At 62.5% G+C, this 14,419-nt stretch carries 13 protein-coding genes; 6 read left to right on the forward strand and 7 right to left on the reverse strand.

Features of this window, described 5'->3' with window-relative positions:
* Positions 1 to 39 precede the first annotated feature (39 nt).
* The 6 genes from ASD83_RS06620 (at position 40) to rsmA (ending at position 7,504) form a co-directional block, all read left to right on the forward strand.
* Positions 40 to 1,110: an LptF/LptG family permease gene (locus ASD83_RS06620; RefSeq protein WP_056309035.1), complete on the forward strand. Its 1,071-nt coding sequence runs from the start codon at positions 40 to 42 to the stop codon at positions 1,108 to 1,110.
* A complete protein-coding gene (locus ASD83_RS06625) occupies positions 1,107 to 2,177 on the forward strand; it encodes an LptF/LptG family permease (RefSeq protein ID WP_056309037.1) in 1,071 nt (356 codons plus the stop codon). Before ASD83_RS06620 ends, ASD83_RS06625 begins: the two co-directional genes overlap by 4 nt.
* A 29-nt stretch (positions 2,178 to 2,206) precedes the next feature.
* Positions 2,207 to 4,480 carry an LPS-assembly protein LptD gene (locus ASD83_RS06630; RefSeq protein WP_056309038.1) on the forward strand — a complete coding sequence of 758 codons (2,274 nt, stop codon included), beginning with the start codon at positions 2,207 to 2,209 and terminating at the stop codon, positions 4,478 to 4,480.
* A 150-nt stretch (positions 4,481 to 4,630) separates the two neighbouring features.
* Entirely contained in the window at positions 4,631 to 5,527 is an 897-nt protein-coding gene (locus tag ASD83_RS06635) for a SurA N-terminal domain-containing protein (protein ID WP_156385784.1), read from the forward strand.
* 139 nt (positions 5,528 to 5,666) lie between these two features.
* Positions 5,667 to 6,665 (forward strand): 4-hydroxythreonine-4-phosphate dehydrogenase PdxA, encoded by a 999-nt coding sequence (gene pdxA, locus ASD83_RS06640; RefSeq protein ID WP_056309040.1) that lies wholly within the window; start codon positions 5,667 to 5,669, stop codon positions 6,663 to 6,665.
* The gene (gene rsmA / locus ASD83_RS06645; protein WP_056309041.1) at positions 6,662 to 7,504 is read left to right on the forward strand and encodes a 16S rRNA (adenine(1518)-N(6)/adenine(1519)-N(6))-dimethyltransferase RsmA; all 843 of its coding nucleotides are present in this window, start codon (positions 6,662 to 6,664) and stop codon (positions 7,502 to 7,504) included. The genes pdxA and rsmA overlap by 4 nt, the downstream gene beginning before the upstream one ends.
* A gap of 403 nt (positions 7,505 to 7,907) precedes the next feature.
* On the opposite strand, the gene gmk is transcribed toward rsmA, so the two are convergent.
* The 7 genes from gmk to fabD all read right to left on the reverse strand — a co-directional run bounded on the left by gmk (position 7,908) and on the right by fabD (position 14,309).
* Positions 7,908 to 8,546 (reverse strand): guanylate kinase, encoded by a 639-nt coding sequence (gmk, locus tag ASD83_RS06650; RefSeq protein WP_056309043.1) that lies wholly within the window; start codon positions 8,544 to 8,546, stop codon positions 7,908 to 7,910.
* A gap of 12 nt (positions 8,547 to 8,558) precedes the next feature.
* The gene (locus ASD83_RS06655) at positions 8,559 to 9,443 is read right to left on the reverse strand and encodes a YicC/YloC family endoribonuclease (RefSeq protein WP_244489116.1); all 885 of its coding nucleotides are present in this window, start codon (positions 9,441 to 9,443) and stop codon (positions 8,559 to 8,561) included.
* A complete protein-coding gene (gene mltG, locus ASD83_RS06660; RefSeq protein WP_056309047.1) occupies positions 9,440 to 10,552 on the reverse strand; it encodes an endolytic transglycosylase MltG in 1,113 nt (370 codons plus the stop codon). The genes ASD83_RS06655 and mltG overlap by 4 nt, the downstream gene beginning before the upstream one ends.
* A gap of 152 nt (positions 10,553 to 10,704) precedes the next feature.
* Positions 10,705 to 11,973, reverse strand: a complete 1,269-nt coding sequence (gene fabF / locus ASD83_RS06665) for a beta-ketoacyl-ACP synthase II (RefSeq protein WP_056309049.1) — start codon at positions 11,971 to 11,973, stop codon at positions 10,705 to 10,707.
* A gap of 21 nt (positions 11,974 to 11,994) precedes the next feature.
* Complete coding sequence (locus tag ASD83_RS06670) at positions 11,995 to 12,231, reverse strand: acyl carrier protein (protein ID WP_035083768.1); 237 nt, start codon at positions 12,229 to 12,231, stop codon at positions 11,995 to 11,997.
* Between the two features lie 373 nt (positions 12,232 to 12,604).
* Positions 12,605 to 13,342 carry a 3-oxoacyl-[acyl-carrier-protein] reductase gene (fabG, locus tag ASD83_RS06675; RefSeq protein ID WP_056309051.1) on the reverse strand — a complete coding sequence of 246 codons (738 nt, stop codon included), beginning with the start codon at positions 13,340 to 13,342 and terminating at the stop codon, positions 12,605 to 12,607.
* 16 nt (positions 13,343 to 13,358) lie between these two features.
* Complete coding sequence (fabD, locus tag ASD83_RS06680; protein WP_056309054.1) at positions 13,359 to 14,309, reverse strand: ACP S-malonyltransferase; 951 nt, start codon at positions 14,307 to 14,309, stop codon at positions 13,359 to 13,361.
* Positions 14,310 to 14,419: the final 110 nt, after the last annotated feature.

The raw sequence follows: 14,419 nt of genomic DNA on the forward strand, positions 1-14,419 counted from the left end.
GGCCAAATGGGCGCCGCAAAAGGATTCTAGCGTAGCGGCATGAGACGTCTGACCACTTATCTGGCACGCCTTTTTGCCACGGATGCCCTGATCCTGACGGCAATCCTCTGCGTGTTGCTGTGGCTGGTGAACTGCCTGAGGCAATTCGAACTCATTTCGGTGAAGGGTCAGGGATTCGGCACCCTGGCGGTGCAGGCGCTCTATACGATGCCGCCGCTGGCCATGGCGTTTTTCTATATCTGCGTCGGCATCGGCATGATCCGGGCGCTGAGTGCCCTGCAATTGAGCCGGGAACTGCACATCATCCACGCGACCGGCTCGACGGGTGGCATCTGGCGCGGTGCGGCCGCGGTGATTGTTGCCGGCATCGTCGTGGTGATGCTGCTGTCGCACTGGCTCGAACCCTGGGCCAATCGCAAATATGTCGATCTCGCTTCCGAAGTGGCGGCTGATCTCGTCAGCTCTACCCTGCGGCCGGGGCGGTTCACTCAGGTCACGCCGGGGGTGATCCTTCTTATAGGCGGGCGCGAGGCGGGCGGGGAAATCACCGACTTCTTTGCCGACGATCGCCGCATGCCCGATTCGCGCCGCACCTATATTGCCGAGACGGCGCGGGTATCGAGCGACGGGGAAAACTACGTGCTCGAACTGCGCAACGGCATGCTGCAATATGTGCAGGATGACGGGCGCTATTCGGAAGTGCGCTTTGCCCGCTATGACCTCAGCGTTGCGAGTATTTCGCAGGCGGTTGCCGGCGGCGACTCGATGGCCGAACGCAATAGCTTCGACATTATCGGCGAAGCCGTCAGTACCGGGTTTCTGTCGCAGGAGGCGACCAATCGATTGCTCGACCGCTCGGCCGAAGCGCTGCGGGTGATTGCCATCGGGCTTTTTACGCTCGCTCTTGGGGCCTTTCCCAGCGGTTCGCGGGCGCGCATTCCGATGCCGATCGAAGCCATCGTGCTGCTGGTGGCCTTTGCCGAACGCGGCGTCGGCACCTATAGCCCGCTCGGCATCGGCACGGGCTCTGTGCTGCTTATCCTGATTTCGGGCGCGGTATTGGCCTTCCGGCTCTGGCCGCGGCGGCCGGTTGCGCTGGTGAGCGCATGACCAGAATCGATTGGCTGGTGCTCAAGCGCCTCGCGAGCCGCATCGGCATGACGGTTTTCATCTTTTACGGACTAATCGCGCTGGTCGAATCCCTCGACACCTGGCGCTTTACCGTCGTCTCGGAGCGGGACGGGCTTTTGATGGCTCTCGTGATGGTGGCGATGAGCGCGGTGCGCTGGACCATCAAGACCCTGCCGGTGACGGTGCTGATGGGGGCGATCCTTGGCCTCGCCGATCTCAAGGCGCGGCACGAATTGACGGTGATCAAGGCGAGCGGCATTTCCATCTGGCGGGCGGTGCGCGCGCCGACGACGGTGTTGCTGCTGGTCAGTTTCGTCATTTCCATTGGAGCGGAAACGGTCAGCACGCAGATCAATCGCGGGCTTTACCCCACCCCGCCGGGCCTTGCGGCCCTGCTGACGCCGCCGGGCGAAATCTGGCTCGAACAGGAGGGCGACGGGATCAAATATGTGATCATGGCGCGCGCCATGGCGCCGGGGGGCGCCGAGCTCAACGATGTGACGCTGTTCCATCTGGGGAGAACTGACGTTCCCCGCATCGAGGCGGAGCGGGCCCTGTTGGAAAACGGCATGTGGCGCATGCCCGTGGCGCTGGCGCGAACGCCGGAAACGCCGCCCTATACGATCTTCGACTATGAAGTGCCGACCGCCTCTACCCCGGCCGAAATCAGCCTGAAACTGGCTTCGGTCGAGGACATGACCTTCTTTGATATTCTCGATCTGCTGGGCAAGGGGGTGGCCGATCCGCTGGTCAAATCGGCGGCGACGATGCGGCTATACAAACTTCTGTCGCTACCACTTGTGCTTAGCGGCTCGCTGTTCATTGCCTTTGCGTTTACCGCAGGTTATCGAAGGGGCACTAGTCTAGGTCCTGCGGTCCTTTATGGCATCGTGCTCGGATTTGTCGTGTTCGTGATTACCGAGATGGCCGACCGCGCGGGGTCGACTGGCGTTCTCGATCCAACTTTCGCGGCAGTCGGACCGGCATTGGTAGCCATTGTGATTGGTGTAACGGTGCTACTGCACAAGGAAGACGGACGGACGTGACGCGAAGCCGGGGACATGGAAGAGGCCTGATGCGTGCCCTGCTGCTGGGCGCGTCTCTTTGCCTTTTTGCGCTGCCCGCCGCGGCGCAGGGTCTTGTTCCCGCTGACTTTTTCAATGCCCCGATTGATCCGGCCGCGCCTACTGGCGTCGAGGCCAATGTGCTGACGTTTGACGCCAAGACCAATAGGATCGAGGCTTCCGGCGGCGTCGTGCTGAAATCGAGCGGCTATATCGTGACCGGCGAGAAGCTGGTCTATGACCGTACGGCCAATTCGGTGAAGATGGCCGGCGCCGTCACGGTGACCGATCCTTCGGGCAATGTGATGGAGACGACCGATCTCGACATTACCGGAGGCATGAAACAGGCGTTTTTCAATGCCCTGACCATTACCGCCTATGACGGATCGCGCATTACCGCTGATAGCGCCGATTATGACTCGGTGCTGCAGAGCATTTACAACAATGCCAGCTATGCGCCCTGCGGCGAATGCATCGATGGCAAGGGCCGCCGTATCGGCTGGTCGGTCAATGCCAGCCGGATCGTGCATAATTCGGAAGACAATTCGGTCACCCTCGAAAATTCGACGCTGTACCTGCTCGGTATTCCGGTCGCCTGGGTGCCCTATCTTTGGCTGCCTGATCTCAGCGAATCCGCGCTGTCGCGGGCGCCGCGGCCGACCTTCAGCTATGATGAGCAGACGGGCGCCGGCATCGGGGTATCAGTCAATGTCTATGGCAATAAGTGGACCGATGTCTGGCTGAGCCCGAAATTCTTCTCGCGGCAGGGTTTCCTGCTGGGCGCCGAATGGGTGCAGCGGTTCGACAATGGTTCGTTCCAGGTCAAGGTTTCGGGGATCAACCAGTGGGATCGCAGCGCCTTTGCGGGCGAAGTCGGCGACCGCGACTGGCGCGGGGCGATCCAGACTTCGGGCGCGTTCACGCCTGTCGAGCATTGGGAAACGGGCTGGTCCTACACGGCCTTTACCGATGCCAATTATCTCAGTGACTATGAACAGACGACGGCCAAATCGTCGATCAATCAGGTCTATGCGACCCATGTCAGCGAGCAGACCTATTTTGACATTCGCCTGCAGCAGTTCAACCAGCTCGGCAATGTGACGGAAGCGAGCCAGAATGCGCAGGGCGCGAACCTGCCGGTGACGCGGTTCGAGCATATCATCGATCTCGAAGACGATATGGGGCGGCTGGCGTTCGAGGGGCATTTGCGCAATGTCGTGCGCAATGCGGACAGCCAGACTGCTGCCAATGGCGTTCCCTATATTTACGGCTATCAGGGCAACAAGACGCATGCGACGTTGCAGGCGAGCTGGCAGAAGCAGATCATCGGTGGCGGTGGTTTCGTCTTCACGCCCTATGTCGGGGCGCGCGCGGACTTCTCCTATTATGACGGCAAGAGCGTGCTGCTGCCGGGCGAAGCGAGCCTGTTGAGCGCGACGCCGATTGCCGCGATCGATGTGCGTTATCCGCTGATGGCAAGCAATGGCGCGGATGTGCATATCATCGAGCCGATTGCGCAGCTGGTCTATCGCGGGTCGGACACGACCATGCTTGGTATCACCAATGACGATGCGCAGAGCTTCGTTTTCGATGACACCAACCTTTTCAGCTACAATCGCTTCTCTGGCTATGACCGGCAGGAGACGGGGCTGCGCGCCAATATCGGCGGGAGCTATCAGGCCAATTTCGACAATGGCAGCTATCTTGAACTGATTGGCGGACAATCGTTCCAGCTGGCAGGGGCCAATGCATTCTCGAGCGTGGACCATGCCAATACGGGCGTCGGCGGCGGTTTGGGCACGGACGCATCCTATGCGGTGCTCGGGGCCTATGGCTCGTTCACGCCGGGCCTGACCTTTGGCGCCAAGACGCAGGTCGATACGTCGGCCTGGACGCTGGCGCGGTTTGGGGCGGGCGCGAGCTATAGCGCGGACGGGTATGGGGCAACGCTCGACTATCGCTATATCGGCGCCAATCCGGGGCTGGGGCAATTGCTCGACCAGCATGAGATCGTGGGCGGGCTGACTATTCCGGTGGCGGACTATTGGAGCCTCAAGGGCAACGCGGCCTGGGACCTCAGTGCCAATAGCTGGCTGCAGGTGGGCGGTGGCGTGGTTTATGACGACGGCTATCTGATGCTCGGCGCCAATGCGCAGCGTAACGGACCGACGCACACCTCGCCCAATTCGACCAGCGTGCTGGCCACTTTTGCCATCAAGGCGCCGGCCGGGCTGAACCTTGGCTATGGCGGTGCGGTGCCCACACCGGGTTTCCTCGCGAACTGAGTTTTGACGGCAGCTTTACGCCGGCGCCATCATGTCCCCTCACGACCACGTGGATTGCCCATTCGGATTTTGGCCGTATTGTTTGGGCAATTGACAGCACCTGTTTCGGGCCGCATTGATGCGGCAAAACTTTACAATGCGGACCTGACGATGACCTTTGCATTTATGCGGCGCGCCACCGGCGCCATGATCCTCGGCCTCGTGCTGGCGACGGCATCGGCCCTGCCCAGCTTCGCGGCAACCATTGTAACGGTAAACGGCACGCCGGTGACCGACGTACAGGTCGATCAGCGGCTGCGCCTGTTCGCCATGGAAGGCAACAAGACCGGCCGCAAGGGCGCGACCGATCAGCTGATCACCGAAGCCATCCAGATGAACGAAGCCAAGCGCCTCGGCATCAATGTTTCCAATGCCCAGGTTGACGAAGCGCTGCTGCAGATTGCCCGCAATCTCAAGGTGAGCCAGGACCGTCTGGTCGAAATGCTCGGCCAGGGCGGCGTTGGTGCAGATACGCTCAAGGATCGTCTGCGCGCCGCCATCGCCTGGAACGCCATTGCCGAGCAGGCCGTGGTTCCCAATGTGCAGATTTCCGACCTCGAACTCGACCAGCAGGCCGCGGCCCGCCTCGCCGATTATCAGGGCTTTGACTATATCCTCAAGGAGATCGTCTTTGTGGGTGCAGGCGCCAGCGGCCGCACGGCGCAGGCCAACAAGTTCCGTTCGAGCTTTGCCGGTTGCGACAGCGCCGTGCAGCTTTCCCTCGCCTATACCGACGCTGCCGTGGTCGATATCGGCCGCCGCCATGCGACCCAGCTTCCCGAGGCTATGGCCAAGGAACTGGCCGGCATGAATGTAGGCGGGATCACCAAGCCGCGCGTGGTCGAAGCCGGCGTTTCCATGCTCGCCATCTGCGAAAAGACCCAGGCGCAGGACCTGACCTTCATGAAGGACGAAGTGCGCGCCGAAGTGGGAAGTGGCAATATGCAGAAGGAAGCTGCGGCCTATCTCGAGCAGCTGCGCAAGAACGCCAAGATTATTTATAACTAATGGTTTGAGCCGGGCGACACCCGCCCGGCGTCATTCCCGCGAAAGCGGGAATCCCTGTTTCAGCGCCCAAACAGAGATCCCCGCTTTCGGGGGGATGACACCGAGGGTGAAATGACCTCCCGGTGGAAATGGGCGCAAAATGAAGCCGCTGGCGATCAGTATGGGCGAGCCCGCGGGGATCGGCCCGGATATTTTTCTTTCCCTTTTTGCGCAGCGGCAGGCGCTTGGGCTTCCGGCTTTTGTCGTGTTTGGGCATGCCGGGTTTCTGGCTGCGCGGGCGAAGCGGCTGGGGCTCGATATCGACATTGCGGTGACGCGGCCTGTTGATGCGGGCGCGGTTTTTTCGCGTGCGCTGCCCGTGGTCGATCTTGCCGGGACGGTGCCGGACCGGCCGGGGCAGCCGGAGCCGGAAGCGGCGCGCGTGGTGATTGCGGCGATTGAAGAGGCGGTAGCGAGCGTTCAGGCAGGGGAATGCCGGGCGCTGGTGACGGCGCCGATCCACAAGGGCGCGCTTTATCATGCCGGATTTACGCATCCGGGGCATACCGAGTTTCTGGCCGCACTTTGTGCCACGGGGGGCGTGGAGCCGCTGCCGGTGATGATGCTGGCGCATGAGGAATTGCGGACGGTGCCGCTGACCATTCATGTGCCGATCAGGGATGTGCCGGGGCTGATTTCGGAAAAGCTGATCATCGAGACGCTGCGGGTGATGGCGCGCGACCTGAAAAGCCGGTTCGGGATTGCGGCGCCGCGGATTGCTGTCGCGGGGCTCAATCCGCATGCGGGCGAAGGCGGGGCCATCGGGCGCGAAGAGATCGAGATCATCATCCCCGCGCTGGAGACGGCGCGGGCGGAGGGGATTGTGGCCGTGGGGCCCCTGCCCGGCGATACGCTGTTTTTTCCCCGACATTGGCGGCAATATGATGCGGTGCTGGCCATGTATCATGATCAGGCGCTGATCCCGATCAAGACGGTGGCGTTCGATGCCGGGGTGAATGTCACCCTCGGCCTGCCGATCGTCAGGACCTCGCCGGACCACGGAACGGCGTTTGACCTGGCCGGGACGGGAAAAGCCTCGACATCGAGCTTTTTGGCGGCCATAGCCATGGCAGACAAGATGACGGCCGAGCCTTTATGAGCCAGATCGATACGCTTCCGCCGCTGCGCGAGGTCATAGCCACTCACGGCCTGCAGGCGAAAAAAGAACTCGGGCAGAATTTTCTGCTCGATCTGAACCTGACCGCGCGCATTGCGCGGGTCGGAGGATCGCTCGAAGGCGTGCGCGTGATCGAAGTGGGTCCCGGGCCGGGTGGCCTGACGCGGGCGCTGCTCGCCGAGGGTGCGCGCGAGGTGATCGCCATCGAACGCGATGCGCGGGCGCTGCCGGCGCTGGCGCAGATCGCCGAGGCCTATCCGGGGCGCCTGACGGTGATATCGGGCGACGCGATGGAAATGGACTACCGGCAACTTGCCGATGGCCCGACGCGGATCATTGCCAACCTGCCCTATAATATCGGCACGCCGCTGCTGACGGGCTGGCTGACGCTCGAACCATGGCCGCCGTTTTTCGAGAGCATGACGCTGATGTTTCAGCGCGAAGTGGCCGAGCGGATTTGTGCGCGGCCCGGCGAGGACCCTTATGGGCGGCTGGGTGTGCTTGCGGGGTGGCGCAGCGAGGCGCGGATTGCGTTCAATGTCGGGCGACAGGCCTTTGTGCCGCCGCCCAATGTTACCTCGGCCGTGGTGCATCTGGTGCCCAAGCCGGTGGAAGAAGGCTTGGCGGTCAAGCATGTCGAGCAGGTGACCAAGGCCGCCTTCGGGCAGCGGCGCAAGATGGTGCGGCAATCGCTGAAATCGCTGGGTGTGCCGGTCGAAGGGTTGCTTACTGCTGCCGGGCTCAAGGGCGACGAGCGGGCCGAGGATTTGCCTATCGAGGCGTTTCTGGCCATGGCGCGGGCGCTGCCGGGGCTGAGGTAGAGGCTGTCATCCCGGGCTCGACCGGGGATTCATCCTAAGATCTCGAGACGGGCCCCGGCTTAAAGCCGGGGTGACAATCGCGTTTGTGGGTGTATCAGGCGAAGGATGCGGTGCGCTGGAGTTGGAAGGCGGGACAAACGGGAATCGGTGCGAGGGGCATCGGTCGTTTGGGGGAACGGCAACGGGTCTGGACTGGCGTCATGGATGGAAGGTAACCGGGCGTGCTGGTGTGTCTTGCCAACCCCGACCTGACTCACCCCTGAGGGGGCGAGGGGACGAAAGAACCATGCCGCCGTGGCACTGAAGCATCGGGGCACGCCCGCGTGGTTCGAGGGGCGGCTATGCCGCCCACCTCACCATGAGGGCTACTGGGGTCGGGGCGAAGCCTACTGCCGGCTAACGCTCAGTCCGGACTGATCTGATTTTGTAAATCGCGGACAAAATTGTCGAGATCGAGCTGGCGTTCGCGGTTGAGGCGGGCTGAGGCGAGGATGGCGCGGACGCGGGCGACGGAGAGTTCGAGGTCTTCGTTGACGAGGACGTAGTCGTATTCGTCGTAATGATCCATCTCGTTGCGCGCATTCTTGAGGCGCTTTTCGATGGTGCCGACGCTGTCCTGGGCGCGGCGTTCGAGGCGGGCGCGCAGTTCCTTGATCGAGGGCGGCAAGATGAAGACCGTGACCATGTCGGCACGGCACTTTTCATAGAGCTGCAGGGTGCCCTGATAGTCGATATCGAAGAGGATGTCGTTGCCGTTGGAGAGCTGTTCTTCGACGAGGGCGCGCGGGGTGCCGTAGAAATTGCCGTGCACTTCGGCGGATTCGAGGAGGCCCCCATCGCGGCGCATCGCTTCGAAGGTCGGTACGTCGATGAAGTGATAGTGCTTGCCGTCGATTTCATCGGTGCGGCGGCCGCGGGTGGTTACGGAAACCGAGAGCTTGATATTGGGATCGGCACCGAAGAGGGCGCGCGAAATGGAGGACTTTCCGGCGCCCGAGGGGGAGGCGAGGACAAGCATGACGCCGCGGCGCTGAAAATCCATGTTTGAGGCACTCTATTCGATGTTCTGGACTTGCTCGCGTAGTTGATCGATCACCGCCTTGAGGTCAAGACCGATGGCGGTGAGTTCCACGGCGTTCGATTTGGAACAGAGCGTATTGGCCTCGCGATTGAATTCCTGGGCGAGGAAATCGAGGCGGCGGCCGACGGCACCGGAGCCGGAGAGAAGCGCGCGGGCGCCGGCAATGTGGGCGCGGAGGCGGTCGATCTCTTCCTGGATATCGGCCTTGGTGGCCAGAACAAGCGCTTCCTGGGCGAGGCGATCGGGCGAAATATCGGCTTCCTGACGCAGGGCCTCGACCTGTTGGGCGAGGCGCGCAGAAATAGCATCGCGCGAGCGGCTGGGATGGGCGTCGGCGCGGGTGACGAGTTCAGCAATGGTATCGAGCTGGCGGGAGAGGGTTTCGGCGATGCGGGCGCCCTCCTCCAGCCGGGATTGCTGCAGGGCGGCAGAGGCCTCGCGCACGGCCGCCATGAGCACGGGCTCGAGGCCTTCCTCGTCGAGGTCGCGGTTTTCCTCGACCACGAGCACGCCGGGCAGAGCGAGGATGCCATCAAGGCTCGGGCGGCTCGCATCGACGCGTTCGGCGAGCGTTGAAATTGCCGCGAGGATGGTTTCAAGCGCGGCTGGGTTGACCGAGACGGCGCCGGTGGCGCCCTGCCGGTCGAGCGTCACCGCGGCATTGACCGAGCCGCGGGAGAGCGCCTGGCCGAGGGCCTGACGGATGGGAATATCGAAGGCGTCGAGGCCGGGGGCGAGGCGGGTGCGGATATCGAGACCGCGACCGTTGACCGATTTCAGCTCGACCCGGAGGCGGGCCGGGCCGAACATGGCGTCGGCCCGCGCATAGCCGGTCATGCTGGCGATGCGGCAGGTCACTCGGGGGCGCCTTCCGTGCCGTTGGCCTCTTCGGCTTCAAGGGCCTGGCGGGCGGCCTCGGCGTCTGTTTCTGCCTGTTGGGCCGCTTCGCGCTCGATCTCGCGATAGCGGGCGACGTTCTTCTGGTGCTCGGCATAAGTCTCGGCAAAGACGTGCCCATCGCGGGGCGAGGCGCCCTTGGCGACGAAGTAGAGATAGTTGTGGCTATCGGGGTGGGCGACGGCGCGCAGGGCCTCGATGCCCGGATTGGCGATGGGGGTCGGGGGGAGACCGTCGATCTGATAGGTATTGTAGGCGGTCTTTTCCTCGATCTCGGAGCGGCGGAGGCCGCGTTCGAGCTTGGTTTGGCCAAGCGTGATGCCATAGATGATCGTCGGGTCGGACTGCAGGCGCATGCTTTGCTTGAGGCGATTGACGAAGACGGCGGCAACTTGCGGACGCTCTTCGGCGACGCCGGTTTCGCGCTCGACGACGGAGGCGAGGATCAATAGTTCAGCAGGCGACGCCAGCGGCAGGTCGGCCTGACGGCCTGCCCATGTCTCGGCGAGCGCTGCGGTCATGGCGGCCTGCATGCGGTCGATGACTGACTGGCGGGTATCGCCCGGCAGATAATCGTAGCTGCCGGGCAGGATGGAGCCTTCCGGCGGCAGGTTATCGATGCTGCCGCTGAGGCGATCATCGGCATTGACGCGCTGCACGACTTCCCAGGAGGTCCAGCCTTCGGGAATGGTGACGGCATAGCGGATCGGCGTGCCGGTGGTCAGCTCGCGCAGAATTTCGGACATGCTGGCATTGGCGGGGATGGTGAAATCGCCCGCCTTGACGGTGGTGTTCTCTTCGACGCGGGCGCCGAACTGGCGGAAAATCAGCGCATTGGAGATAAAGCCCTGCTCTTCGAGGCGGCTCGCCGTGGTGGTCAGGGTATTGCCGCTTTCGACGCGGAAGACGCGCTCTTCGTTCGAAGGGCCATCGCTATAGTATTGCTGCGCCACGAAAAGGAAACCGCCGCCAACGACGACGAGGCCGATGACGAGCAGGGTAAGAAGGGCGTTGAGCACATCGACAAGGCCATTGGACGAGCGGCGGCGGCGTTTACGGCGGTCGTTCATCTTAGAGAATCACCTCATGGCCAGTCAGCGGTTGTGCCGATCTTGTTGTTGTAAAGCGGCGGGGCAGCGGCATTGTTTGCAATGGATTTGAATAAAAACAAGGGGCACGTCGCTTTGTCCAAGCGACGTGCCCCTCTTGCAGTTGAAAAAAATCAGGCGACCTTGCGCATGACCAAGGTGGCATTGGTGCCGCCAAAGCCGAAGCTGTTGGACAGAGCCACGTTGATTTCCTTCTTGAGTGCCACTTTGGGCACCAGATTGATCGGCGTTTCGACAGAGGGATTGTCGAGATTGAGCGTCGGCGGAGCGATGCCATCGCGCATGGCGAGAAGGCAGAAAATCGCTTCGACGGAGCCTGCAGCGCCGAGAAGGTGACCGATGGCCGACTTGGTCGAGCTCATCACCGACTTTTCGGCGGCCGCACCGAGGACGCGGGAAACCGCGCCCAGTTCGATCTCGTCGCCCAAGGGCGTCGAGGTGCCATGGGCGTTGATATAGTCGATATCGGCAGGCGAAATGCCCGCACGCTTGACTGCCGCGCTCATGGCACGGAAGCCACCATCGCCATCGGGCGCGGGTGCGGTGATGTGATAGGCATCGCCCGAAAGGCCATAGCCGATCACTTCGCCATAAATCTTGGCGCCGCGAGCCTTGGCGCGCTCATAGTCTTCGAGCACGACAATGCCGGCGCCCTCGCCCATGACGAAGCCATCGCGATCCCGATCATAGGGGCGCGAAGCGGCGGTTGGATTATCGTTGAAGCCCGTCGAAAGCGCCCGCGCTGCGGCAAAGCCTGCCAGCGAAATGCGATTGACGCAGCTTTCCGCGCCACCCGCCACCATCACATCGGCATCGCCCAGCGCGATCAGGCGGGCCGCATCGCCAATGGCGTGCGCCCCAGTCGAGCAGGCGGTGACGACGGAATGGTTCGGTCCCTTGAGACCGAAACGGATGGAAACGTGGCCGGAGGCCAGATTGATCAGGCGACCCGGAATGAAGAAGGGGCTGATGCGGCGCGGGCCTTTTTCGTGGAGGGTGATGGAGGCATCATAGATGCCGCCAATCCCGCCAATGCCCGAGCCGATCAGAACGCCTGTGCGTTCCTGCTCTTCCTGCGTCTTGGGCTCAACCCCGGCATCCTGGATGGCCTGGGTGGCAGCGGCCATGGCGTAGACGATGAAATCGTCGACCTTGCGCTGTTCCTTGGTTTCCATCCATTCGTCGGGATTGTACTTGCCATCGGCATAATCCCCGCGGGGCAGCCGGTGGGCAATCTGGCAGGCGATATCGTCGACCTGGAATTCGTCGATACGCTTGGCTCCACTCTTGCCTGCAAGAATATTGGCCCACGTGGCCTCCACTCCGCAACCAAGGGGCGTGACAAGCCCCATTCCGGTGACGACGACTCGGCGAAGTTCCATGTCTAACCCTGCCCGTCCAGCTTAGCTGGTGGCCTTGGTCAGGAAGGAGACAGCGTCTCCGAAGGTCTGGATCGACTCGGCAGCATCGTCCGGGATTTCGACCGAAAATTCTTCCTCGAAAGCCATAACCAGCTCGACCTGATCGAGCGAGTCAGCGCCCAGATCGTCGATGAAGCTGGCCTTTTCAACGACCTTCTCGGCGTCCACATTGAGGTGTTCCACAACGATCTTGCGGACCCGATCAGCGACATCGCTCATATTTGACTTCCCTTTTCAGAAATCGAAGTTTCGTTTCGCTTCTTATTGGCGCGAAGCCAATTCATCAAGCTCGGTTTTGACTTGCACAGAGGCAATGTAAGCGGCCTTTTCGGCGCTCGCAAGGCGAACCGGCAAGGGTTAACGGGGCGCGATTAGCATGTTTCCCTAGCCATTGCCAGCAGCGGCAGGCATGGTTTCCAAGGGTTTAAGGCTTTATTAACGGGCGGATTGCCCCGCGCTTGTGACTCCACCCCCTCCCAGCCTCCCCCATCGAGGGGGAGGTGCCTATCGAGTTTGAGACAAGATCAAGTCACGCCCACAGTCCCTTCACCTCCCCCTTGATGGGGGAGGCCGGGAGGGGGTGCCTTCTGCCTTAGATCATCGCCATGCCGCCGTTGACGTTGAGCGTGTGGCCCGTGACGTAGGCGGCGGCGTCGCTCGAGAGGAAGACGGCGCAGGCGGCGACTTCCTGGGGGGTGCCGAGGCGGGTGGCCGGAATGGTGGAAAGAATGGCGTCGCGCTGCTTGTCGTTGAGTTCATCGGTCATGGCCGAGGCAATGAAGCCTGGGGCGATGGAATTGACCGTGATATTGCGGCTCGCCACTTCATAGGCCAGCGCCTTGTTCATGCCGATGAGACCAGCCTTGGAGGCGGCATAATTGCCCTGGCCGGGATTGCCCATGACGCCGACGACCGAGGAAATGCCGATGATGCGGCCAAAGCGCTGCTTCATCATGCCACGCAGCACGGCGCGGTTGAGATGGAAGGCGGCGGTGAGATTGACCGCGATAACCTCGTCCCACTCCTCATCCTTCATGCGCATGAAGAGATTGTCGCGGGTCATGCCGGCATTGTTGACGAGAATATCGAGGCCGCCCATGGCTGCTTCCGCTGATGGCACGAGCTTGTCGACATCGTCGAGCTTGGAGAGATTGCACGGCAGGATCGGGCATTCCTTGCCGATCTGCTGGGCGGTCTCTTCAAGCGCGCCAACGCGGGTGCCGGACAGGGCCACGGTGGCGCCGGCAGCGGCCAGCGCCTTGGCGATTTCGCGGCCGATGCCGCCGCTGGCGCCCGTGACCAAGGCGCGCTTACCGGTCAAATCGAACATGTTTTTATTCCCTGGTTCAGGCGGTGACGGCCGCGACGAAGGCGTCGATATCGGCGGGGCCGCCGACGGCATGGGTGGTGACATCGGGGGCGATGCGCTTGGCAAGGCCGGTAAGAACGCGGCCGGTGCCGAGTTCGACGAGCTGAGTGACCCCGCCCTGCCCGGCAAGCCAGGTGACGGTTTCGGTCCAGCGGACGACGCCGGTGACCTGCTCAACAAGACGCTGACGGATTTCGGCGGGGTCGGAGATCGGGGCCGCCAACACATTGGCGACGAGCGGCACGACGGGGGCGTTCATCTGCACTTCGGCAAGCGCAGAGGCCATGGCGTCGGCAGCGGGCTGCATCAGGGAGCAATGGAAGGGAGCACTGACGGGCAGCAGCAGGGCGCGCTTGGAGCCCTTGGTCTTGGCGATTTCGACGGCGCGCTCGATGGCGGCGAGGGCGCCAGAAATAACGACCTGGCCGGGCGCATTGTCATTGGCGACCTGGCAGACTTCGCCTTGCGCGGCTTCTTCGGCAACAGCGCGGGCGGTGTCGAGATCGAGCCCGAGAAGCGCGGCCATGGCGCCGTGGCCAACGGGAACAGCCTTTTGCATGGCCTGGCCGCGGGTACGGAGGAGACGGGCCGTATCAGAGAGAGAGAAAGTGCCAGCGGCGCAGAGGGCGGAATATTCGCCGAGCGAATGGCCGGCGACGAATTTGGCATGATCGGCCAGACGGACGCCGCGGCTTTCGAGCACGCGGAGCACGGCAATGCTTGAGGCCATCAGGGCGGGCTGGGCATTTTCGGTGAGGCGCAGGACGTCTTCGGGGCCCTCGAACATGGTCTGGGACAGCTTTTGCCCCAGCGCGGCATCGACTTCATCGAAGACGGCGCGCGCTTCGGGGAAGGCATCGGCCAGTTCCTTGCCCATGCCGACGGCCTGGCTGCCCTGGCCGGGAAAGGTGAAAGCGATGCTGGTCATGACGGCGTCTCCGGGGTTGCGGACATTGCGAGGCGTTTGCCGAGTGTATTTGGCTGAGTCAAGCAATCTCTCTTAAGGGATTTTGCGGGAGAATTATGCGTCAGTGCGAT

The sequence above is a fragment of the Devosia sp. Root685 genome (assembly GCF_001427875.1).
Classification (GTDB): domain Bacteria; phylum Pseudomonadota; class Alphaproteobacteria; order Rhizobiales; family Devosiaceae; genus Devosia.

Bases quoted from the DNA above. Each gene is read 5' to 3' on its own strand.
- fabG (WP_056309051.1), bottom strand. From the start codon at position 13,342: ATGTTCGATTTGACCGGTAAGCGCGCCTTGGTCACGGGCGCCAGCGGC.
- mltG (WP_056309047.1), bottom strand. From the start codon at position 10,552: ATGAACGACCGCCGTAAACGCCGCCGCCGCTCGTCCAATGGCCTTGTC.
- rsmA (WP_056309041.1), top strand. From the start codon at position 6,662: ATGAGCCAGATCGATACGCTTCCGCCGCTGCGCGAGGTCATAGCCACT.
- gmk (WP_056309043.1), bottom strand. From the start codon at position 8,546: ATGGATTTTCAGCGCCGCGGCGTCATGCTTGTCCTCGCCTCCCCCTCG.
- ASD83_RS06630 (WP_056309038.1), top strand. From the start codon at position 2,207: ATGCGTGCCCTGCTGCTGGGCGCGTCTCTTTGCCTTTTTGCGCTGCCC.
- ASD83_RS06625 (WP_056309037.1), top strand. From the start codon at position 1,107: ATGACCAGAATCGATTGGCTGGTGCTCAAGCGCCTCGCGAGCCGCATC.
- ASD83_RS06670 (WP_035083768.1), bottom strand. From the start codon at position 12,231: ATGAGCGATGTCGCTGATCGGGTCCGCAAGATCGTTGTGGAACACCTC.
- fabF (WP_056309049.1), bottom strand. From the start codon at position 11,973: ATGGAACTTCGCCGAGTCGTCGTCACCGGAATGGGGCTTGTCACGCCC.
- ASD83_RS06620 (WP_056309035.1), top strand. From the start codon at position 40: ATGAGACGTCTGACCACTTATCTGGCACGCCTTTTTGCCACGGATGCC.
- fabD (WP_056309054.1), bottom strand. From the start codon at position 14,309: ATGACCAGCATCGCTTTCACCTTTCCCGGCCAGGGCAGCCAGGCCGTC.
- pdxA (WP_056309040.1), top strand. From the start codon at position 5,667: ATGAAGCCGCTGGCGATCAGTATGGGCGAGCCCGCGGGGATCGGCCCG.
- ASD83_RS06635 (WP_156385784.1), top strand. From the start codon at position 4,631: ATGACCTTTGCATTTATGCGGCGCGCCACCGGCGCCATGATCCTCGGC.